The organism is Chryseobacterium sp. KMC2 (assembly GCF_016756935.1).
GTDB classification, from domain to species: Bacteria; Bacteroidota; Bacteroidia; order Flavobacteriales; family Weeksellaceae; genus Chryseobacterium; species Chryseobacterium rhizosphaerae.
In genome coordinates this window covers 20,409-42,379 of record NZ_JAESIT010000004.1, presented here as the reverse complement: position 1 = coordinate 42,379, position 21,971 = coordinate 20,409, and the positions used below count along the sequence as shown (strand labels likewise).

The 21,971-nt window shown below is 38.5% G+C and carries 19 protein-coding genes; 11 read left to right on the top strand and 8 right to left on the bottom strand.

Translation table 11 applies throughout. From position 1 onward, the window contains the following. Nucleotides 1-347: 347 nt before the first annotated feature. From JML65_RS05880 to JML65_RS05860, 5 genes are all read left to right on the top strand, one after another. On the top strand, nt 348-617 hold the full coding sequence (locus JML65_RS05880) for a hypothetical protein (RefSeq protein ID WP_052188562.1): 270 nt from the start codon (nt 348-350) through the stop codon (nt 615-617). Nucleotides 618-683: 66 nt separating this feature from the next. Beyond that, nucleotides 684-1,178 (top strand): CinA family protein, encoded by a 495-nt coding sequence (locus tag JML65_RS05875; protein ID WP_047486461.1) that lies wholly within the window; start codon nt 684-686, stop codon nt 1,176-1,178. A 160-nt stretch (nt 1,179-1,338) separates the two neighbouring features. Continuing rightward, nucleotides 1,339-3,291 carry a KUP/HAK/KT family potassium transporter gene (locus tag JML65_RS05870; protein ID WP_047486459.1) on the top strand — a complete coding sequence of 651 codons (1,953 nt, stop codon included), beginning with the start codon at nt 1,339-1,341 and terminating at the stop codon, nt 3,289-3,291. 177 nt (nt 3,292-3,468) lie between these two features. Then, nucleotides 3,469-3,951, top strand: a complete 483-nt coding sequence (locus JML65_RS05865; RefSeq protein WP_202270191.1) for a hypothetical protein — start codon at nt 3,469-3,471, stop codon at nt 3,949-3,951. 72 nt (nt 3,952-4,023) lie between these two features. Next, entirely contained in the window at nt 4,024-5,187 is a 1,164-nt protein-coding gene (locus JML65_RS05860) for a serine hydrolase domain-containing protein (RefSeq protein WP_202270190.1), read from the top strand. 207 nt (nt 5,188-5,394) lie between these two features. Here the strand turns inward: JML65_RS05860 and JML65_RS05855 are convergent, their stop codons facing one another. Continuing rightward, nucleotides 5,395-5,925, bottom strand: coding sequence for a DUF4442 domain-containing protein (locus JML65_RS05855; protein WP_202270189.1), 531 nt, complete (start codon nt 5,923-5,925; stop codon nt 5,395-5,397). A 5-nt stretch (nt 5,926-5,930) separates the two neighbouring features. After that, nucleotides 5,931-6,479 carry a TetR/AcrR family transcriptional regulator gene (locus JML65_RS05850; RefSeq protein ID WP_202270188.1) on the bottom strand — a complete coding sequence of 183 codons (549 nt, stop codon included), beginning with the start codon at nt 6,477-6,479 and terminating at the stop codon, nt 5,931-5,933. Nucleotides 6,480-6,686: 207 nt separating this feature from the next. Here JML65_RS05850 and JML65_RS05845 point away from each other — a divergent pair, with 207 nt between their 5' ends. Further along, nucleotides 6,687-7,097 (top strand): 5-fold beta-flower protein, encoded by a 411-nt coding sequence (locus tag JML65_RS05845; protein ID WP_202270187.1) that lies wholly within the window; start codon nt 6,687-6,689, stop codon nt 7,095-7,097. A gap of 152 nt (nt 7,098-7,249) precedes the next feature. Here the strand turns inward: JML65_RS05845 and JML65_RS05840 are convergent, their stop codons facing one another. From JML65_RS05840 to JML65_RS05830, 3 genes are all read right to left on the bottom strand, one after another. Then, nucleotides 7,250-7,738 (bottom strand): hypothetical protein, encoded by a 489-nt coding sequence (locus JML65_RS05840; RefSeq protein ID WP_202270186.1) that lies wholly within the window; start codon nt 7,736-7,738, stop codon nt 7,250-7,252. A gap of 339 nt (nt 7,739-8,077) precedes the next feature. Then, nucleotides 8,078-8,926: a sialate O-acetylesterase gene (locus tag JML65_RS05835; protein WP_202270185.1), complete on the bottom strand. Its 849-nt coding sequence runs from the start codon at nt 8,924-8,926 to the stop codon at nt 8,078-8,080. A 1-nt stretch (nt 8,927) separates the two neighbouring features. Further along, a complete protein-coding gene (locus tag JML65_RS05830) occupies nt 8,928-9,494 on the bottom strand; it encodes a TetR/AcrR family transcriptional regulator (RefSeq protein ID WP_202270184.1) in 567 nt (188 codons plus the stop codon). Nucleotides 9,495-9,737: 243 nt separating this feature from the next. Between JML65_RS05830 and JML65_RS05825 the strand changes: the two genes are divergently transcribed. Both JML65_RS05825 and JML65_RS23820 read left to right on the top strand, forming a co-directional pair. Beyond that, nucleotides 9,738-10,985: a hypothetical protein gene (locus tag JML65_RS05825; RefSeq protein WP_202270183.1), complete on the top strand. Its 1,248-nt coding sequence runs from the start codon at nt 9,738-9,740 to the stop codon at nt 10,983-10,985. A gap of 219 nt (nt 10,986-11,204) precedes the next feature. Further along, on the top strand, nt 11,205-11,357 hold the full coding sequence (locus tag JML65_RS23820) for a hypothetical protein (protein WP_237390794.1): 153 nt from the start codon (nt 11,205-11,207) through the stop codon (nt 11,355-11,357). A 58-nt stretch (nt 11,358-11,415) separates the two neighbouring features. Here the strand turns inward: JML65_RS23820 and JML65_RS05815 are convergent, their stop codons facing one another. Both JML65_RS05815 and JML65_RS05810 read right to left on the bottom strand, forming a co-directional pair. Next, nucleotides 11,416-11,607 (bottom strand): DUF5808 domain-containing protein, encoded by a 192-nt coding sequence (locus tag JML65_RS05815; RefSeq protein ID WP_202270182.1) that lies wholly within the window; start codon nt 11,605-11,607, stop codon nt 11,416-11,418. Between the two features lie 143 nt (nt 11,608-11,750). Next, on the bottom strand, nt 11,751-12,209 hold the full coding sequence (locus JML65_RS05810) for a hypothetical protein (protein ID WP_115917478.1): 459 nt from the start codon (nt 12,207-12,209) through the stop codon (nt 11,751-11,753). Nucleotides 12,210-12,948: 739 nt separating this feature from the next. On the opposite strand from JML65_RS05810, the gene JML65_RS05805 reads away from it, so the two are divergent. From JML65_RS05805 to JML65_RS05795, 3 genes are all read left to right on the top strand, one after another. Further along, nucleotides 12,949-14,127 carry a hypothetical protein gene (locus JML65_RS05805; RefSeq protein WP_202270181.1) on the top strand — a complete coding sequence of 393 codons (1,179 nt, stop codon included), beginning with the start codon at nt 12,949-12,951 and terminating at the stop codon, nt 14,125-14,127. Nucleotides 14,128-14,146: 19 nt separating this feature from the next. Continuing rightward, nucleotides 14,147-17,629 (top strand): T9SS type A sorting domain-containing protein, encoded by a 3,483-nt coding sequence (locus JML65_RS05800; RefSeq protein WP_202270180.1) that lies wholly within the window; start codon nt 14,147-14,149, stop codon nt 17,627-17,629. A 1,073-nt stretch (nt 17,630-18,702) separates the two neighbouring features. Continuing rightward, complete coding sequence (locus JML65_RS05795; RefSeq protein WP_202270179.1) at nt 18,703-19,137, top strand: bleomycin resistance protein; 435 nt, start codon at nt 18,703-18,705, stop codon at nt 19,135-19,137. Nucleotides 19,138-19,269: 132 nt separating this feature from the next. On the opposite strand, the gene JML65_RS05790 is transcribed toward JML65_RS05795, so the two are convergent. Then, complete coding sequence (locus JML65_RS05790) at nt 19,270-21,672, bottom strand: hypothetical protein (RefSeq protein WP_202270178.1); 2,403 nt, start codon at nt 21,670-21,672, stop codon at nt 19,270-19,272. Nucleotides 21,673-21,971 lie beyond the last annotated feature (299 nt).

Below are 21,971 nucleotides of genomic sequence, written 5' to 3'. Positions count from 1 at the left end.
TAACGTCTGACAGTTGAATAAACATATACCGGGAAATTAGAAAAGACCCAATATAAACCATGAAAAAGGGGTTAAAATCCTTAAAAAACATTCAATTTTCATAATGAGCTTATTAAAATCTGAAAAAATAGTAGATCTGTTTTCAGAAGGTTTTAATTATAGGATAGAAACCCATTGGTCTCTGTCCTTTTTATCCATAATGTAGCTGAAAAACTGATTGATTGACCATAAATTTCACATAGAGAATATCCAAATAATACTCCTATTTGAAAGATCATTCATATAGGAAACAGCAAGGCCCGGTTTTATATATAAAATCGGTTTCCATTAATCCCAATGCCAAAGTCATGAAAACAATACATCTCTTTCAGTTTAAAAATTCCATTTCCCGTAAAATTCCATTTTTTAATGAAGAACACCGACTGGATAGCTTAAATGATTTAATGACCTATGACCTGATCAATACAGAAAAGGTGACTGAGTTCATCATTGATATTCATGATGACTTTGTTTTTGAAGATACCTCAAGAGGTGATCTTTTAGAGATGTGCAAAAATGCTAAAGAGACCATTGAACATTATTTTGTTACAGCATTGGATGATTATGATGTTCTTTGAGAATGCATTTCAATGGAATAAATAGATTTTACAAGTTTTTTAGATCAACATTAAATAATAGGTATCATGAAATTCCAGCAAAACTTACTTGACTATATCAGTACTTCGCTCATTACAGTGAACGAAACCGTTTCTATTGTAGAAAGTGTAACTTCAGGATTAATACAGCTGGCTTTTTCTCAAATGCCCAACGCAAGTTTATTTTACAAAGGAGGGATCACAACATTTACCTTACCTGAAAAAGTCAAATTCTTAAATATTAATCGAATTGAAGCTCAGGAAAATGATTTTGAAACTCAAAACATGGCGGATATAATGGCTATAAAAGGAGCTGCCTTATTTGAAACGGATTGGGGAATTGCATCTACAGGATATGCCGCATCTGTGAGGAATTCAGGATTTAAAGTTTTTTCATTTTGTTCATTTAGTTATAAAGGGGAGACTATACTTTCCAAACGCATAGAACTTCATCAGAAAACCCAGGGTTTGGATGCCCAATTATATTACACAGAGTTTATTTTAGGATGCTTTAAAAGTGCCCTTAATCAAATATTAATCTAATAATAAATTGGTAGGACCGTAGGCTGCTGAAAAGTAGTGATCGGCATTAAATTGGTTCATTATCAAGGGGTTATGTTACAATAGCTGCAAGTCTCTGAAAAAATATTCCCAATTCTCATTTCATTGCAAAAATTGGTTTAATTTGCAGTAAAAACTAATTATGTCCGGACAGCACACCTCAGATTTTCATAAGAGGATTACCCTTGCAGGATCATTGATCGCTATAGGAATTGTATTTGGTGATATTGGTACATCTCCACTCTATACACTCAATGCCGTTTTTCATCATAAGCTTATTACCGAAGCGATTGCCCTTGGCAGCTTAAGCTGTATTTTCTGGACGCTGGTTTTCCAGACAACCATCAAATATGTACTCATTACCTTGCAGGCTGACAATAATGGTGAGGGAGGAATTTTCTCTCTTTATGCCTTAGTGCGGCGATACAGTGGCAAATGGCTCGTTTTTATTGCCATGGCGGGTGGTGCATTTTTAATGGCTGACGGTATTATTACTCCACCCATTTCGGTGTCTTCCGCTGTAGAAGGTGTTCAGGCTGTAATTCCCGGTTTTAATACAGTTCCGGTTATTGTTGGAATTCTGATACTGCTGTTTATTTTTCAGCAGTTCGGGACCGATAAAATAGGCAAGGTTTTTGGCCCTGCGATGATTATCTGGTTTGGATTCATCGGGATAATAGGAGTGATGGCCATAGGCAGCAACTGGGAGGTCTTTAGAGCCTTAAATCCTTATTATGCCTATCAAATGCTGGTAAATGAGCCAAAAGGATTTTGGCTGTTGGGCAGTATATTTCTGTGTACAACAGGGGCTGAAGCTTTATATAGCGACATGGGGCACTGTGGCAGAAATAATATCAGGTTCACCTGGATCTTTATAAAAATTGCATTGATACTCTGTTATGCCGGGCAGACCACCTGGCTTCTCAATCATGTAGGAGAGGAGGTAGGTAGCTTAAGTCCTTTCTATCATATTGTTCCGAAATCAATTTTCTGGCTGGCTTTATGCATTGCAACCTTGGCAACGATTATCGCTTCCCAGGCATTGATCAGTGGTTGTTTTACGCTGATCAACGAAGCCATACGGCTTAATATATGGCCAAAACATTTGGTGCTGTTTCCCAGCAATGTCAAGGGGCAGCTCTATATTCCTGCGATCAACTGGTTTCTGATGTGCGGATGTGTGGGCATGGTCCTGTATTTTAAAGAAAGTACTAAAATGGAAGCTGCATTTGGACTCAGTGTGACGCTTACGATGCTGATGAGTACTATTCTGATCAATGCTTACCTTCGTATTAAAAGAGTTCCGTTTGTTTTTAACCTTCTGATCACAAGTGTGTTTTTAGCTATTGAGTTGAGCTTTTTAGGGGCTAACCTACAGAAAGTTAAAGATGGAGGATGGATCACCCTGATCCTTGGTTTTTCGCTGTTTGCCGTGATGTATATCTGGTGGAGGGGCAGACAGATCAAATCGGAGATTCAGTCATTTGTAAAACTCTCCGATTATCTTTCATTATTGACTAAACTAAGTACGGATGAAAAAATTCCGAAATATGCAACCAACCTGGTCTATCTCACCACTTCGGATTCAGAAAAGAAAATTGAAAAAACTGTCATGGATTCGATTTTAAAATTTGGTCTTCCAAAGCGTGCTGATATCTACTGGTTTGTGCATGTCAATATTTTGGATGAGCCTTATGCACAGAGGTATTCCGTAGATACCATTATCAGAAATGACGTGTATTATATTCAATTCGATCTGGGCTTCCGCGAGGATCCCCGGATAGGGTATTATTTCAAGCAGGTAGTGAATGATATGATCGGAAATAACGAGGTAGATGTTGAAGATTCTTTAGAGCAGGCCTATCAGCAGAATAAAATTGGTGATTTTAAATTTATGATCATGGATAGCTTCCTTTCTTATGATAACAGAATGCCATTTTGGAAAAATTTTATCATGAAGGGATATTATAATCTGCGGTATCTATCCGTAAAAGACTATATTAATTTTGGATTGGATAAAAGCCATATCGAAGCGGAGCAATATCCGTTGGTCGTGGTTCCATTTGCAGAAAATAAACTTGTGAGACAAGGCTAACAACTTTGGTATTTAAGAGATGAATCCTATTGAAATAGATAAAAAGGCAGCCCTATAAGGCTGTCTTTTTGCTTTATTATAGCAGAGAGCTGATCCATGAAACCAGTTCATATGGTAACGCATGATCGCATCCGTGAGGAGTATATTGTTTGTTGCAGAAAATCATATATTTACAGTATGGGAGAACTATTAACTGAGGAAGTATTTTCAGCACCAAAATGGCAGAAAATAACCTATCGTATACTAAGTATTTTGGTATTTGCATTAGGTATTAATGTTCTCATGATAAAAGAGGCAGGGTGGCTGCTTTTTTTAGCTCCCCTGATTTTCTTCATTTTCGTTTCCATGTTTGTATATACCCGTCAAAAACTGATTATTTCAAATGATGAAATACATCTTGTTGGTGGTTTTAAGAGGCATTTTATTTCCTGGAATGCTATTACGAAGGTTGACATGATGAGGCTAGGAAAATATAAAACACCGACAGCTACGATTTATTATGCCGGCGGACAGCTGAAATTGAACAAAAGTTTTTACCTTGAACCTCAATTCAAAAGAATTTTATTACTCCTGGAAGCTAAAACTAATCCGGAAATATTTACAAAGACATACTGGGAAGCTCGCAGTCAGATTAGCCAGGATTGGGGGTTGGAAAAATAGTAGAAATTGGCCTTACGTTTCATTATGGTTTGCCGTATGCTGAAACGGCAGGTATTACAAATACATAGAAAAATGATCAAAAACAGGATACAGGGACTCGTTGCTTTTTCTTTTACCGCACTTCTTTTTTCCTGTTCAGCCACAAAACAGGGGGTTGAACGTGGAAATACAGAAAATATGGTTTCCCAAACAGATTCTCTCTATATGGAAATCCAGCGTGTAGGTATGGAAGCTACCAAAAATAATCATGTTCCCGGGGTAGCTATAGCGGTTATCCAACATGGAAAAGTTGCCTGGACACAATCTATTGGGTTTGCTGATGTCGAAAGTAAAAAACCAGTCACTCCGGAAACCATTTTTAATGTGGGTTCTGTATCCAAAATGGTATCTGCATGGGGATTGATACAGCTGACGGAAAAAGGGCTTGTAAAACTGGATGATCCGGTTGATCAGTTCCTGGTACGCTGGAAGTTACCCGCATCTCCATATGATAGATCAAAAGTTACTTTGCGGCGTATTCTCAGCCATACAGCCGGACTTTCGGTGCACGGATATGGAGGCTCAGAGCAGGGAACTCCGTTGTTAAGCTTAGAAGAGTCGCTTTCAGGAAAGACCAAAAGAAATGGGGAAAGTGTACGCCTGATCAGCGAGCCGGGAACGAAATGGGAATATTCAGGGGGTGGCTATACACTTGCGCAGTTACTGCTTGAAGAAAGAACGAAAGAAAAGTTCGCGGTCTATATGAAAAAAAATGTTTTTGAACCTTTAGGATTGAATCATACCCATTATGAATGGACAGAAGATATGATGGCAAATTCTGCAACGGCTTATGACGCTTCAGGGAAACCCATAAAGAACAGGATATTTACAGAACAGGCAGCAGCAGGGTTACAAACAACAGTTTTAGACCTGGCTCATTTTGCAGAGCTATCTATAACCTCTGATCCAAGTCAATTGAATAAAGTTTTGAAATCCACAAACCTGCAGGTAATGGAGAAACAGATTTTACCCTTTTCTGATCAGGGAAAAAGTGGCCTCGGCTATCGGTTTATGAATTATGAAGGGCTAGAAACAATTGGACATACCGGAGAGAATGAAGGCTGGAGTGCCGGTGTGTTTATGCACCTTCCCACAAAGAGTGGTATTGTAATACTCTGCAATGGCTCTAATGGAGACCGGGTCTGGTATCCTATCTACCAGAGTTGGGCAAAAAGAATCAAAGAAAATAAAAAGTAGTTCATTTGTCTTAAGTATTGACTAATATTGAAGCTGTTGAATGATCTGTATTGGATAGAGAAGAGAAGGAGGAGTAGAATCCGTCTGTAGATTTTCAGGAATGAAGCGAAAACCAGATTTCTCCCCCTTGGAGTTCAAGCAGTCGGTCAAAAATTAATAATGGGAGTTTTCATAATACCTGACAGGATGATGAATAGATATTGATTATTATTGATTTTTCCTTTTGAACTCGAGTTTCTTTTTGTAAAACGCTTTATCTGCGATGTAAATGGTTTTGTCCACTTCACAAAAAATGGTCGATTTATCTTCGTTGGTTAGAAAGGTTTGCTTTACAATTTCAATCTCATTTTCGGTGGCAACACGGTTTTTAATTTCGGTTATTTCTTCGTCTGAAAAATCAAAATCAGCATAAAGTGTTACATTGCCGGGGCGTTTGAAACGGATGGTTGCCGCTTTATCCCATACCACATATTTATTTCCGAGAAGATGGGTGAGCTGTACCATAAATATAGGATCTGTGGCCGAAGACATACTGCCTCCGAAAATAGTTCCCACATAATTTTTATTTTTATAGCTGAGAGGCAGCCTTATCTTTATATGATGCAGGTCTTTGGAAGCGTAGCTGATTTTTGCGGTTGTCCTGCTGTACATGGGAGAAAGATTAAATCCCCATTTGAACATTCTGCTCATTCCCACATATTTTTTTCCGATTACAGACAATGTTTGATAAAATGTCATAGTATTTATTTTAGCTGGTTCACGATTCCTTGTATCACTTCTATTACTTTTTCTTTGGGATAAATACGGCCTATCTGGGCCAGTCCCATCAATGAACTTAAGATCTCAATTGCTTTATTTTCAGTATTTTCGATGAACTTAAATTGATGGTCATCAATTCCGGTATTCAGAATTTCAATGGTGTGTTGCAGAATAGTCTGACAAAATTCCATACTCTTTTCTTTCAGGGCAGGTTCTATGGTATTTCCGTCACTGGCTAAAGTTCCTATCAGGCATATTTTGTTTTCATTGATTAGATGAATGTAGTATTGCCCCAGTTGATGTAGTCTTTCAAATGCGGTTAAATCAGCCTGTTTACTATGCAGACTTTCAATTTTCGTTTTGTGATTCTCAATGATCGCAATACCTAAATCCGTTTTTGTTGGGAAATAATAATGTATCGAAGCTTTTTTAATCTTAATCCGATCTGAAATGTCTGCATAGCTGAAAGCGTTATATCCCTTTTCAGTTAATAATTCAGAGCTAACGGCTATTATTAAATCTTTTGTTTTCATCTACCTACTAGTTGGTAGGTAAATATAAGAAAATATAGAGAATAAAATCAAAAATGGGAGGTAAAAATACTATAGACTTTAAAATTCTATCTTCGTTACCCATCTGGCGATGAATATCTTGCCGAGGACTGTCCTTTTTTAAAAATTAATCAATAATTTTAATACATCGGCTTCACCCCAATAATAACCTCTTAATATTTTAAAACCATGAAAAAAATAGGCATCATTTGTTTCTTTCTGCTCAGCTTTTCCGTTGCAAGTGCACAAACAATAGAATCGGGGAGCCGCAGTACGACGGGCTACATCAAACCGGATGGAACCATTGAAAATAGCAGCCGTTCCACAGTGGGATATATCAGTGCTGACGGAACCGTCGAGAATAAAAACCGCTCAACCATCGGGTACATCAAAAGCGACGGTACCATAGAAAACAGCAGCCGTTCTACTATAGGCTATGTTAAAAAAGACGGCACTGTAGAGAACAGCAGCCGTTCCACTATTGGATACATCAAAGATGATGGAACGGTAGAAAACAGCAGCCGAAGTACTATAGGGTATGCCGTAGGAATTAAAAAAGAATGGGCAGCAGTAGTGTACTTCTTTTTTAAGTTGGATTGATGATCTGCGCAGCAAAAAGGCAGTATCCCGTTGAGGGAAAAATTCGACGGGTAAGTTTTACAAATCTTATTTTTGTGATCGTTTGCCTGAAACAAAATCTCCAAAGTCGGTAGACTTCGGAGTATAGGTGAGCCCAACATGAGCTTCTTCAATTATTTTTTTTGTTTCAATGAAAAATTATCCATATAAACTGCCTGGTGGACTCCATTCAGTAAGACTTTCAGGGCTAGATGGGTATCTTTTTTTACAGAAATAGTGAGCGTCTTTTTATCGCCGGTTATCTTGGAAGGTTTCGCTATTGAAACATAGGATTTGGTATCGGAGGGATTGTTGACGGAGAGAATTTCCAGGGTGGTTTCTCCTCCATTGTCTGAAATATCAAAACTAAGCGTATAGGCTCCTGCTTTAATTTTTGGAGTAATTAAATACATATTTTCTCCCGGGCTGTACATCGAATAAAATATAATTTTTTTGTCACTGGCATACAGCATAGATTTTCCTCCTGCCTGGGCAGTCCAGAATTTGTTGATGTCTTTCCATGTATCAAAATTTTCTGTGATCGTGGATACAGCTTTACACTGTGCTTTTACAGTTAAAAATCCTCCCAAAGTCACCATTCCGGCCAATATGATTCTTTTCATAGGTTATATATAATTTACTGTAAAAATAGGTAAAAAAGGTTATGCTGGAAATATCTGGCCAAATAGAGTAGAAGAGGAGAGTGGTGTTATTTTAAACACTTAAGTTATTTTAGATAACAAGCTTTGTGCACAATAAGTACACCTAAGAGAAAAAATCTTTGATTTTTAAAAACTTAAGTGTCCTTTTATCCGATGTCATTTTACGCTAACTTAAGTGAACTAAAGTGTTTAGGATAAAAGCTTTTGTGTCTTTTGTGGTTAAAAACATTCTTATGAGATAAAAAGTTTACACAGCTTTATAAAAAAACAAATATAAAACCGGTATATCAATACCTTATTTTATCTCCCACTTAGGATAGCCAATTCGGCCAGATAATCCTTAGGGTCAATATTCCCAACGGCAAACTCATGTTCCAGCAGCTTTATTTTTTCTGTTTGGGTGTATGGGCGATTATACATTGCAGCCAGTCTGTCTTCTTCATCATGCAGAGGATCGGGAAGATGTTTTAAATCCCGAAAAGCGTTATAATACCTGATACCCAATATTCTTTGGGACAGAGCATTGAAGTGAATGCCATCCGCATTGGCCGTAAGTTCTTTGGCGGTAACAAAATAAGAGTTGGCATGATTCCTGGCAAAATCTTCCAATGCTTGATTAATTAAAGGGTAGGACGCAAAATATTGCCCAAAGATTCCATGGGACAAGAAGTCTCCTAAACCGCCTATTATAAGTGGAACTTCAGGAATATGCAATTCCCGGCGTAGTGCCTCCATAATTACAGAAAACTTTTCACCGTATTGCTCAGCTTTTTCCGGAGAACAGTCACTTTCACCCTGATGCCAGAGGATGCCTGAAAGCTGGCTTGTTCGTTGTGCAAGTCTGGCCTGTGATATCGCATTTTCAAATAAGGCACCTCCCACCGCCCAGTCATCAAGGCTGGTTCCTCCATCTGCACAGGGAATTAATCCTATCTCATGCTGCTCATTGTCGAGCCTCCACGCAGCGGCAAATGAAGAGGCAAGCCCCACACCGGCACTGGGACGGTCAAAATTAATAGGTTCAGACATGATTTGCCATAGTCCGTTTCTTTGCATCTTAATATGTTCATCATAGATAGCAGGGACTTCTTTGCTATAGCCACGGCCAGCCATATTAGACTGACCAATCATTAAAAAGGAATGTATCATTTTATCTGTTTAAAGGTATACCTATACTTCTGCTGAATGAAAGCCAGGCCAGCTTCTTTACTTCATTCTGGGCAATATCTCCGGATCTGAATGCGGTGATGGTTGCGGTAATCACACTGGTGAAAATAATTCTTATCCAGGGTAATGGAAACCGGTCATCTATTACCTGTTCTTTTTGTAAATCCCGGATGGCACCAAATAGCTGATTTCTTGTTTTAAAATAGGCTGCACTTTGTTCACTTTCGTAGGGTATAGAAGAGGATTTTATGTCGTCATTGAGTTTAATGAGAAAAGCATACTTTGTACCGCTGTCAATTCCTGCATATAATAAATATTCGAGTTGTATCAGGGGATCTGTGGAACGGTTACAGGCGTTCATCGCTGCAAGTTCCCATACCTCCATCATATTCTTATGGCATGCTTCTAATAATTCCTGACGATTTTTAAAATACCGGTGAAGAGTTCTCCGGTTAATGCCACAACGCACGGCAATATCTTCAAATGTTGCCGAAAAATTCTCATTTAAAACTGATATAGCAGTATCAATAATTTTTTGCTGTGTACTCATCTGTTTTTTATTGCCTCAAAATTACGACAAATGTCTCAAATATGAGACATTTTTTTTAAATGATAGAACTTTTCAATAGACAGGCGGCTATGGAGTGCTGTAAAGGGGTGGCAGAATCATAAAATTAATACAGATTTAATGCTGAGGTTACCCCAATAAAAACGGAATCTGCTAGTTTCGTACGCAATTTATAAACGGTTGTTAAAACGTTTTTATCCCTTATCACACGCCAAAAAACGAATCATGATTCAAAAACAATTTCTTGGATGGATGTTTATGCTTATCCTGGCAAGCGTTGGATGCCAGAATAACGAAATGGCTTCAGCTTCAATGGAGGAAGAGCTTCCGTCAAAATCCAACGCGAGCAGAGCTGCTACAGAAGTCAGTGTCAATCCTTATGTAGACACCAGTACGTATATCAGTTCAGGTTTTAGCTTTTTAAACCCATCCCAGGTTAATAAAAACCGCCAGGCCATTGGCGGAAATGCATATACCGAAGTCTATGGATTCAATATTCCGGAAGAAAACAGGGTAAGAGGAATCCGCTGGAACGCCGATGATGAAACGACCTCCATCTGGCGGCCACAGGGCATTGCCGGGTTTACCAGAGATGGTGTCCGTTATCTGTTGGTGAGCTGGTATGCAAAAGATAATGCCGAATATAAAGGTTCCCGCATTACCCTGATCGACATCAGCCCTAGTTCAAGTACCTATCTCACATACCGGCATATCCTGCTTGTGCAGCCTGATATCCCTGCCAGTACCACCACGCATACCCAATATGGCTCTTACGCCCCACTGAAAGTACATGCCGGAGGGATTGCCTATTTGAAAGGTAAGATTTATCTCAGCAGCACGAATCTCGGGGTTCGGGTATTTGATCTGGATAAAATCATTGAAGTCAGTACCGGGGACACGACCAATGAAAAATGTGGTAAGGATGCCAACGGTAACCTATTCGCCTTCAATTACCGTTATATATTGCCCCAGACAGGGTATCAGAAGATCAATAACGCCAATCCTTTTTCCACCATACAGGTCAATGAGGAAGGCACTCAGTTCTGGACCGGACAATATTATGCCGGCAGTGCCGATGCTTCCATTGTCCCACAAGTCTTTGGCTTTCCTGTAGATGCCAGTGGAACACTTCAAAACTCAGGGATTGTTGCCGTAGCGCCTAAAAACAGCCTTTTTGCCGATAGCCATGCCCATGGCATCCAGGGCGTATTCCGGAAAGGAAACCGTACATGGCTTTCCTGCACCGGATCTCCAAGCAACTCTTACGGTTCCAATGCAAGACTCGCCCGGTATACCGATGGAGCCGATGACACCGTACGCTACCGATGGCCCTATGGTGCGGAATCCCTTTATTATGAATCCCAATATAACTATCTGTGGAGCCTCACAGAATATGAACCCAATGCCGGAGCCCAGAATGGCAGCCAGGTCAATAGATGTATTTTTGCAGTGGATTTTTCGAAGTATGAATAGAGGAATATAGAGTAGGATTAAAAATAAAAAGCCCCATCGCTGCCGCATGAATCCTTTCGTGTGGTTTCTATTTCAATCACTTTCTCATAAAGTTTTTATCTTTATAAAACATAATTAATAAGTCGTAATTACAAATTCCACAATCCTGAAGGTTTATATTTCATAAGCTTTGCTGTTGTAGGCCGGGATAATAAACCTATTGAGTTGTGGAGTAACAAAGTGATTAGGCAGAAAATTAATTATATCCATCAAAATCCCATAGAAGCAGGTTTAGTATTCCGTGCAGAAGATTGTAGCTACAGTAGTGCAATAGATTATGCTGATGAAAAAGGACTTTTAGATGATATTGTTGTTTTTAGAATGTTTGATTAATAGTATTAAATACCACACGAGATTCGTGTGGTAGCTGAGAATAAATTGTTTAGAACAATTACATCTTTTTAATAGATTCTACTACGAATATAAATACAGTAATTACTAAAAACATTGCTAAAATAGAATAAGGATTAGCAAAGTTAACCGTCCAACCTAAAAATTTATTTCTTTTCGGGGGGAAAAGTCTCTTGTCATCTTTATTATAATAAAAAATGCCCAATTTCCAATGGTCTTCGTCTTCTTCCATAACATAATATTTTTTTGGTTAAATAAAAGGTATTTCTATCTAAATGTAGTATTAATGCTCTTATCATCGAAAACATAAAAGAAATAAGACCATGAACTATAAATATACTGAAATGAAATAAAATGCTCAAAAACAAGAAAAACCTAGCGAACAATAAGATATATTCCAACACCAACTGCGGCATACGCAACAACGGTAATAATATCAGCTATGGGTTGTGAAAAACGTTTTTCGGCAATTTTCTCGGCATTGATCTGGTTCTTATGGAATTTCAAAATTTTCTTGGGATTATGAACGGGGTGTGCTACGAGGCTGTCGCTTTCCCACTTGTCAACGATTACTTTATAGGATCTGCCTTCAACGTCAATTTTAACATTTTTACCTGATGCCAGTTTCTCCTGAATATTCACAGGAGCAGGGGCTTGTGGTGCGTTCAGGCTTTCAGCGGGCGTATTTTTCATTTGCGGAGCAGTAGTACTGGTGGTATTCTTTTTAGAATCCTGCTTATTGTCGGCGGCCGGATCCACTTGTTTTTTTACCTGGTAGGTATAGCAACTGCTCAGAGAGAATGATATAATGATGAGATAAAGATACTTTTGCATGAGCTAAATTTAAGAATTAAACGGAATATGTAGGAGTTTCTTTTAAAAGATCCTGTAAAAAAATATCGAAAGTCTTTATTTTTTTATGAAACCGTTGTACAAAGTCTCCTGACTTAGAGCCTGCAAAATAAAAAAAAATCTTTGAACATACTTCAAAATCAGGAGACTTCAGAGAACAGGGGAGCGGAGATAAAAATTCCTTTTTACTTTTTTAGTTTTGATGATCCATAATAAAAATATACTTTTGTAATCAACAACATAAAGTAACAAATTGTGTTGTTTCCTCTAAAAAACTAAAAACTAACCAGAAAACTAATTACATCATGAAAAATGAACAAAACTACGCTGTGCCTATTTTTACGGATACGTCAAAACTCATTGTTTCCATCAATTTAAAACAATACTAAGTTAGCATAATTTTTTAGCGCCATAAACCATATAGGGCTTATTTGATTATTTCTGCCAACCAGAGATAAAGAATAGCATGACCGGTACTTTCGCTTTCGATCTGGGGGCGGGCAATGCCTTTATTGAAATTTAGGGACGTTTCATGCGGTGCCAGTGATGCTGCTATTTGAGCTAAGGACCTCTTTCAAAGTCAATGGTTATTCATGGATGTAAACCCTTATACTATAATCCTGTGCTCAGCAATAGGATGGATGGGAAAATGGCAGCTAACGAATGATTTAAAAACCAAACAATATAATTTAATATTAAACTCATTAATTTTTACACTATTATGACAAAGAAACTACTAATCATTGCCTTCACAGGCTTATCGTGTACTATGGCTTTTGCAGCTGATTTATATGTTCGGAATGGGGGAGCAGGCGGTGCTTATCCTACCGTAAGTACGGCAATCACAGCGGCTTCAGACGGAGATCGTATCATCATTCAGCCTAAAGCGAATGGAGAGGCTTATGTAGAAAATCTGATTATCAACAAATCGCTGACTCTTGTTTCCGAAACCAATTATGCCAAATATATAATTCAGGGAAATGTCAGCATCAATCCGGCAACAGGAAGAACGGTGACCATCAGCAATCTGAGTTCAGGTTATTACGGCATTTACAATGTAGAGGCAACTTTCCCAATAGGTACAGGAAGAACTTTTATTAATATTGTGAACTGTGATCTGCATAATGTTTTGACAGACAAAGTCAATTTCACTACAAATATCTCCGGCTGTACAATTAGTGGAAACCTGAAGTTTTCCCACGGAAGATGTACCACGAACAAAGCACAAAGTATTGCCGTGGTAGCTACGCAGGATAACAGTCCTATTGGATCTGATATTGAAGTGTATGGTAATGTATCTAAATCATTTATATCCAACTCACAGGCCAATTATAATTTTAAATTCAGCAATAATTTTTGTGCCGGTATTTATATCTATAATATTAAACCGGGAAGCTCTAACGAAATCACCAACAACACCATCTATAATCCTTCTCCCGCAGATATGGGTCCGTTGTACGTTAACTTAGGTAATAATATCAATTTGGGGAATATTCTTATGATGAACAATGCCGCTTCTTTTGTGGTAGGAGGCACCAATGCCTGCATTCAAAACAAAAGCACTAGCGTGAGTATAACAGCTAGCTACAATGTATTCACCAATACTTTTGTAACAGAAGGTAATATGACGCAAAGCGACAATTCAGGATCAATGAACCTGAACTTCGATAATATAGCATATACTCTAACCGGTATGAATGTAAATGCCGGAAATCCTGGTATAAAATACACCGATTTAGACTTAACAAGAAACGATGCCGGGCATTACGGAGGTTCTAACAGCTGGGCTAATTACTGGCCTGCAAATAATGATAATAAACCTCAGGTAAACTATCTGTCAACGCCAAGATCTATTACCAGCGGAACTTTTAATATGAGTGGGTCTGGTTTTTCTAAATAATTTCTAATGATATAACAATATGAAAAATTATATCTATAGTATAATTGCTTTGTTGATGGTCATGTTGTGTCCGGCACAAGTATTGATCAACCAGGCAGAATATTTTTGGGATATCGATCCGGGAACAGGAAACGGAACTCCGGTATGGGCTGCCGACGGAACTTTCGACAATGTTGTGGAACAGCTTTCCAAAACAGACATTGCTACGCCGGGGACCGGTTTACACAAATTCTATATCCGCGTCAAAGACAATACGGGAGTTTGGGGACCTGTTTTTACCAACATTATTGATATTAAGTCCAATCAGGCCTCGGCAATAATCGCTGTTTCCCAGGCTGAGTATTTTTGGGATACAGATCCGGGAGCAGGAAATGGGAATCCCGTATTGGCTGCCGATGGAACTTTTGACAGCGTTATCGAACAACTCGCTACAACAGGTGTTGCCACACCGGGTAGCGGATTGCATACATTCAGTGTCCGTATCAAGGACAATATGGGCTTTTGGGGACCTGTTTTTACCCATGTCATTAATATTCAGCAAACTTCAGCATCTCCCATAATCGCTGTTTCTCAGGCTGAGTATTTTTGGGATACTGATCCGGGCATAGGAAATGGAATCGCTTTATTGGCTGCCGATGCAAATTTTGACGGTTCTTTTGAGCAACTGACTGATGCCGGGATTGCTCTGCCTGCTAATGGCCTGCATGTGTTTAATGTCCGTGTCAAAGACAATACGGGTATTTGGGGTCCTGTTTTTAGAAATGTTATTGATATACAGACCACAGCTTTTACAGGTTGTTGGCAAACCCTTATTACCAGAGGAGACTATTCGGTAGGACTCAAAACAGACGGAACATTGTGGGCATGGGGCGCTAATAGCGATGGACAAATAGGGGACGGAACCACAACTTCCAGATCTGTTCCTGTAAAAGTAGGAACCGCAAATGATTGGAAAAGCATTTATGTTGGCCATAGACATACCCTTGCCATTAAAACAGATGGTACCATGTGGGCATGGGGAGATAATGCATATGGGCAATTAGGTGATGGAACTGTAATTGACAAAACAGTTCCGACTCAGATAGGAACCGCAACAAACTGGCAAAGTCTTGGTGGTGGAATTGAACATTCAGTAGGACTCAAAACCGATGGGACACTTTGGACCTGGGGACGTAACAACAATGGGCAGCTGGGAGATGGAACTACAGTTTCAAAAAATATCCCAACACAAATAGGAACCGCCACCAATTGGAAAAGTATTCGTGCTGGAAATCATCAGACGTTAGCGATAAAAACCGATGGAACGCTGTGGGGATGGGGAATTAACACCTCGGGCCAACTTGGAGATGGAACTTCGGTTTCAAAAAATATTCCAACACAAATAGGAACTGCTGCCAATTGGAAAAGTATTGATACAGGAATGCAACATTCGGTAGGACTTAAAACTGACGGAACGTTATGGGCCTGGGGAAATAACAATAATGGACAGCTGGGAGACGGAACTACAATTTCAAAATATACCCAAACACAAATAGGAACCGCAACTAACTGGCAAACTGTAGCAGTTGGAAATGGTTTTTCATTTGCAACGAAGACAGACGGAACAGTTTGGTCTTGGGGCAGCAATAACTTTGGGCAGTTGGGTAATGGTACCACTGGAGGAAATAGTACATCACCTGTACAAGTAGATTCCTCTTCAGACAATATGCAGGTTTTTGCCGGAGAAAGTCATATTCTTGTACAAAAATTTGATGGTTTTCTAAAAATTTGTGGACGAAATGATAGCGGGCAGTTAGGTGACGGAACGAGAGTTAACAAAAATGCATTTATTTCTATGGTTTGCCCTGGATATTGTATTCCTCCAACACCATTTTCATCAACCAATATTACTGCTGAAACGGCTACTCTTAACTGGACAGCAGCTACTGTGACTCCTGGTCAAGGGTATGTGTATCTTTATAGTACCAGCCCAACAGTGGGAGGTATTCAAGGATCTGTTCCTTCTACTTCTACAACAGCAAATTTGAATAATTTACTGCCTGACACCACTTACTATTGGTGGGTAGCATCTAATTGTGGATTCAGCCCCTTTACATGGATGCAGGGAGGTTCCTTTACTACACTTCCTACCACTGCAACCGGCTGTTGGCAAAGTGTAAGTGGAGGTGTTGATTACTCAATGGGGATCAAAACAGACGGAACATTATGGGCCTGGGGAGATAACTATGATGGACAGCTGGGAGACGGAACTATGATCATTAGAAAAACCCCAACACAAATAGGGACCGAAAATAATTGGACAAAAATAGTTGCCGGGTCTAATTTTTCAATAGGTATGAAAGCCAATGGTACAATATGGACCTGGGGAGAGAATAACAAAGGGCAGTTAGGTGATGGAACTACCACCACGAGAAATATTCCAACACAGGTAGGAGCCGCCACAGACTGGGCGGATATTGCAACGGGAGAAAAACAGACGTTCGCTATAAAGTCAGATGGGACACTTTGGGCCTGGGGTTATAATAACAGGGGACAGCTGGGTGATGGTACAATCATTAGCAAAAATATACCTGTGCAAATAGGAACTGCAACAGACTGGCAAAGTATCGCCTCCGGACAATCTCATACCCTTGCTATAAAAACAGATGGAACGCTATGGAGCTGGGGAGAAAATTATTATGGACAATTGGGTGATGGTACTGGAATAGATGTAAGTTCCCCTATTCAAGTAGGAACTGCAACGAATTGGAAAACTGTTACTGCAGGAAATGATCATTCAATAGCCATAAAAACAGATGGAACATTATGGAGCTGGGGGTATAATAACAGGGGACAATTAGGTGATGGAACTACAACCCGAAAGAATATTCCGACCCAAGTAGGAACAGAAGCCAACTGGCGAAGTGTGAAGACTGGTATATATAATTCTTCAATAGCCATAAAAACAGATGGAACATTATGGAGCTGGGGGTATAATGGCTGGGGACAGTTAGGTGATGGTACAGAGATAGATAGACCTACACCAATGCAAGTAGGAACTGCAACTGACTGGCAAAGTATTGCCATCGGAGCTGATAATGCACTTGCGATAAATACTAAAGGATCGCTGGCAATCAGTGGCTATAATCTCAAGGGACAGCTAGGAGATGGTACATATGTTCAAAAGAAAATCTTCATACCTGTTGCTTGTGGTACAGGTAGCGGTACTGTTCAGAAAGTTTCGACTTTAGCTAAAGCTGGTTTAGCGGTAGATGAAGTTTCTACAAAGGCAGATCATCTGAAAGTCTATCCAAATCCGGTACAGGATATCCTGACCATTTCATTTGATCAGAAGATGCTGTCGGTAGCGGTGTACAATGCTGCGGGACAACAGGTGCTTACGAAGGTAATCAATGATACGAAAGGAACGATTGATGTTTCCGGACTCGTATCAGGGGTTTATCTTGTTAAAGTGAATGCTGCTCATGACCTTGTAAGAATGGTGAAAGTGATCAAGCGATAACCTGTAAAACCTTAATACAAAAACTAAGATTTCTTTAGACCTGAAATCTTTAAAAATAGCGCCACTTATCTTTAAGTGGCGCTTTTATTTATAATGAACAGAAAAACAAATCACCGCTGCCGCATGACTTCTTTCATGTGGCTATTATTTCAGTTTAAACTTTTTATTTTAATAACAAATCGAAGATTATCTCCTTTCAGTCAATGAATGTTATTTCAACGGAGTTAAAAGTCACAGAATATTTTTAACACTTTAGTTATTTTTAAGTTTCCAGCTTTGTGAATATCAAGTACACTAAAGTTTTATGAAAATCTTTGATTTTCTTCTAAAGTGTACTTATTGATGCAGGAAGCGACTCACCTTTCTTAAGTGATCTTAAGTGTTCCAAATAATAGATTGTATGAATTTCATTGTGTTTGAAGAATTGGAAATCTGTAAAAGTTTAAACAGGTTTTTATAAAAATGTCAATTCTACTTCTTATACAAATCTTTATCTAAATCACATTCCTTAAGTTTTTTTTTAATTAAAAAGATCATGTAATGATGCCGTGTTTTTCTAACGCAAAGTTTTAGCTTCATTATGCATATTTTCAGGGAGCAAAGAACAGAATCAACTTCGTTGATTCGTCGAAGCGTATGCATAGCCATATCGCTTCATCAGCGACAAAGTCGCATCACTTTGCCCACTTAAACTAAAGCGGAATTATTCATCAACTTTGCGTTAATCTTTCTAATCAAAAAATAATGTAATGATGGCGTGTTTTTCTAACGCAAAGCTTTAGTTACATTATGCATATTTTCAGGGAGCAAAGGTTGGAATCAACTTTGTTGATTCGTCGAAGCTTATGGATAAGCATACACCTTCATCAGCGACATTGTCGCTTTCTTTGCATCCTTATAACTCAAAGGCTTGAATCTTTTCTTTGCGTTTTTTTTTAAAGCAGCTTTCCTTTTTACCGTTGCTGCCGTATTATTGTATCATGCAGCTTTTATTTCAACCCCTTTCTCATAAAGTTTTTATCTTTGATTCAGGACATTTTGAGATAAACCAGCTCAAAAACTATTCAATAGCTATGAATGCAGATACTATAAAATTTAACAGGTTAATTCCTGAATTATTGGTGACCGATATTGGCAATTCTAAGAAGTTTTATATGGAACAATTGGGATTTACATTGGAATATGAAAGGGAGGAAGACTGTTTTGCACTGATTTCATATGAGGGTGCTCAGCTTATGCTTGAGCAGGACAGTTCCGATTCATGGTTGACTGACCAGCTTGTTTTTCCCAGAGGTCGGGGTATTAATTTTCAGATTGAAGTAAACTGTCTGGATGATATTATTAATAAAATTGAAACGAATAAGTTGGCTTATTTTAGAGAACCGAAAGAAATATGGTATAGAATAAATACGATGGAAGAAGGTGTTAAGGAGCTCCTTATACAGGATTCTGACGGATATCTTTTGAGATTTCAGCAATATCTCGGAGAACGGGAAGTGAGTCAGTAAACCGGTTACATCTCATCTTTGCGTTTTAAAAAGCTTCAGTATGCCGTTTTACAGAGAAAAGCACCGGACATGATTGGATTAAAAATATAAAAGCCTTTCAGAAAAACTGAAAGGCTTTTATAAAGAAATCTATTATTTAAAAACTTCATTCTGATAAAGAATATGGTCGTCTTCATCAAAACTGATGATCAGTACCTTATATTGTTTTGCAGTGTCGTTATTGAAAAATTTAATTCTCGGTGGCACATATTCGCTGTCAAATAAATTAGGATTCCAGTAGAGTGTTTCCCGGGTGTCATTTTCAATTTTCTTTTCAGGATCATCGGTATCCAGGGTTTCAATAAGAAATTCCGAAGGCCGATCATAGCCTTTTATGACAGATGAGTTGTTCTTTTGTGCTTCTTTTTCATTGCTTTTAGGTTTCATATTCCCTCTCATCGTGTAGATCAATACAGCATTGCCCACTAATCCGGATCCTTTGATGATTTTCACCATGGCAATATTGCTTATAGGAACATTCATAATCATGCCTGGTTCAGTAGCCATTTCATCTAAATAGAGCTGAGCTTTACTGCCCCGGATGTAGGGAACATTCTCGCCTAAGTTATTTCTTTGGAATACAAGGCCGGCAGCCCTCCCTTGTAGCCAAGATAATATATCGGTTGACCCTGCGGCATGTTGGTCTTCGTTGACAAAGTCGAAAATCGTAGAATTCAGGGAATTAAACATTCCGCTAGACAGTTGACTGTTTAATTCTACCGTTGGATCTTTCTTTTTTCCTGTTAATTTTACTTCTTCAATCTGTACATCAGAACTCCCGTTTTTTCTGCTGTTTTTCTGGTTGTTGATAGCCTTGGTAATAGATGGAGGAAGAGTTTTGTTTCCGCTGGTTTTTACTAAGGTATATTTTGTACCTGGAAAATTGCCTTTAAACGGTGTGGGAGTAACCAGTGGTTCTACGGTGACAAATAGATTGTCAGTGCTTGATTCCTGATTATTTTCTGAAGTTGCAAGAACAGAAACATTCAAAGGTTCAGAGTAGTTAAGATTATCTAAATAGATATATCCGTTTTGGTCTGTTTTAGACGGGGTAAGCGTGGGTTCATTTTTACCTAATTTCAAAGCTAAAATTACACTGGAGTTGATGAGCAGGGCATTGTTTTTAATAGGTTTTATCCTGTAAGAAAGAAATTGCTGGGAATTGGTTTTAATGGCTGGTACAAATCCGCTCAATAGGGAATTCCAGTCAAATCTTTTCCAGTTTTCAGAAATAAGTAGTGCATCCAAAGCTTCAGTATTGGCATTTTTAGAAAAATATTGGGCCGGACTGTCTATTTTTGAAGTAAAATCTCCCGTTAACCAAAGCCTGCTCAGCATATTTTCTTCTTCCGGAGCCTGGGTACCGTCATCCTCACTTACCAAAACAGTATAATTTTTAAAATACGATTCCGGGGAAAGGTCAATACTGTTGAAAGATCTTGGCGTCTGTTTTATATTCTGAGCTATAATTTCGGCTTTCTCAATATGTAAACTATTCGGCTTTACAAAGCAAAGTCTTTGGGCTACCAGATGATCTTGCTCATCAAAAATGGCTAACTGTAAAATACCGTTGGCTTCATTATTGATTTTTGCGGGAATAAGACTGGAAGCTTCATTGATCAATTGGTTAATATTGGCTTTGTAAGCAAGGTGGTTATTGATGGTTCCTACAATTTTATAGTTCTGAAGTTTCTGTTTTAAATTAACTCCTTTTAGGGTGTATTTAATTCCTTCTTTAGAGTTGTAAACTTCCAGATGGACACCCATATCTGTAACTTGTGGCAGATCTACCGTTTTACTTTTTCCGGTGTTATCCTGAACGATAACCTGGTATTTTTTTCCTAACGCTGGAGTTATGCTAAAAGAAGCGACATTTTTATCAAAAGAGGTAAAGGTCGTGATGGGTGCATTGGGACTTTGGGTATCTATTACTTTTCCGGTCCACGTTGCCGGTAGAGGAGTATCACTTGATACCCTTACGGCAAATTTCGTAGGCATACCGTTGATGAAAGTTCCTCCTTCCGGAAAGGCTTTAGCAGACCAATCAGAACTTTTGGCAATCACTAATGATTCTGTGGAGGTTGGGTTGTAAACCGGAAGCGTTTTCACAATCTGAAAATCTTCACTAAAATTAGTCATGTAAGGGGTGTATGCTCTTACAAAATAGACTTGCTCCGGAAGGTTCTCTTTCAGCTGAAAATCTCCGCTGCCCTCGCCATTGGTCAGAAGTACCGTTTTCCAGTCTATTAATTTCTTATCGGAATTGTACAGCTCCACAAATAGAGTAGTAGACAATGCAGAACGGTTATAGCCCTCAAATACAAAACTTTTGAACCAGATCTTGTCCCCAGCTGCATATTGTGATTTGTCCGTCAGTATATAAACTTTTTCCTGTTCGTAATTATTCTCGAGATTGGTAATTGCCTTTTCTAATTGACTTTGTGCCAGTACAGGTGATACTAGTGAAATAAGCAATACACAGAATATATTTTTCATAGAAATCTTAACGCATTTTAATTCAGTGCTAATTTAATCATTTAAAGACTTCGAAAATTGATATTTAGGGGGTTATTTTGCAATGTTCAATAAATTATTGTTGTAAAAAAATATATATGAAATTTTTTTAATGTTTTTTATCTATTTTCGATAAAAATTGTGAGACGTTTTGATGAAGATAAGAAGTAATTAGATACAATAATTGTCATTAATAAAACAGGGATTAATATTATTCCTCAGATTGTATGGTGGAGCAATTTTATCATGGTAAATGATGAATATCTACCTTGTCTTATTCA

Bases quoted from the DNA above. Each gene is read 5' to 3' on its own strand.
- JML65_RS05880 (WP_052188562.1), top strand. From the start codon at position 348: ATGAAAACAATACATCTCTTTCAGTTTAAAAATTCCATTTCCCGTAAA.
- JML65_RS05875 (WP_047486461.1), top strand. From the start codon at position 684: ATGAAATTCCAGCAAAACTTACTTGACTATATCAGTACTTCGCTCATT.
- JML65_RS05870 (WP_047486459.1), top strand. From the start codon at position 1,339: ATGTCCGGACAGCACACCTCAGATTTTCATAAGAGGATTACCCTTGCA.
- JML65_RS05865 (WP_202270191.1), top strand. From the start codon at position 3,469: ATGGGAGAACTATTAACTGAGGAAGTATTTTCAGCACCAAAATGGCAG.
- JML65_RS05860 (WP_202270190.1), top strand. From the start codon at position 4,024: ATGATCAAAAACAGGATACAGGGACTCGTTGCTTTTTCTTTTACCGCA.
- JML65_RS05855 (WP_202270189.1), bottom strand. From the start codon at position 5,925: ATGACATTTTATCAAACATTGTCTGTAATCGGAAAAAAATATGTGGGA.
- JML65_RS05850 (WP_202270188.1), bottom strand. From the start codon at position 6,479: ATGAAAACAAAAGATTTAATAATAGCCGTTAGCTCTGAATTATTAACT.
- JML65_RS05845 (WP_202270187.1), top strand. From the start codon at position 6,687: ATGAAAAAAATAGGCATCATTTGTTTCTTTCTGCTCAGCTTTTCCGTT.
- JML65_RS05840 (WP_202270186.1), bottom strand. From the start codon at position 7,738: ATGAAAAGAATCATATTGGCCGGAATGGTGACTTTGGGAGGATTTTTA.
- JML65_RS05835 (WP_202270185.1), bottom strand. From the start codon at position 8,926: ATGATACATTCCTTTTTAATGATTGGTCAGTCTAATATGGCTGGCCGT.
- JML65_RS05830 (WP_202270184.1), bottom strand. From the start codon at position 9,494: ATGAGTACACAGCAAAAAATTATTGATACTGCTATATCAGTTTTAAAT.
- JML65_RS05825 (WP_202270183.1), top strand. From the start codon at position 9,738: ATGATTCAAAAACAATTTCTTGGATGGATGTTTATGCTTATCCTGGCA.
- JML65_RS05815 (WP_202270182.1), bottom strand. From the start codon at position 11,607: ATGGAAGAAGACGAAGACCATTGGAAATTGGGCATTTTTTATTATAAT.
- JML65_RS05810 (WP_115917478.1), bottom strand. From the start codon at position 12,209: ATGCAAAAGTATCTTTATCTCATCATTATATCATTCTCTCTGAGCAGT.
- JML65_RS05805 (WP_202270181.1), top strand. From the start codon at position 12,949: ATGACAAAGAAACTACTAATCATTGCCTTCACAGGCTTATCGTGTACT.
- JML65_RS05800 (WP_202270180.1), top strand. From the start codon at position 14,147: ATGAAAAATTATATCTATAGTATAATTGCTTTGTTGATGGTCATGTTG.
- JML65_RS05795 (WP_202270179.1), top strand. From the start codon at position 18,703: ATGAATGCAGATACTATAAAATTTAACAGGTTAATTCCTGAATTATTG.
- JML65_RS05790 (WP_202270178.1), bottom strand. From the start codon at position 21,672: ATGAAAAATATATTCTGTGTATTGCTTATTTCACTAGTATCACCTGTA.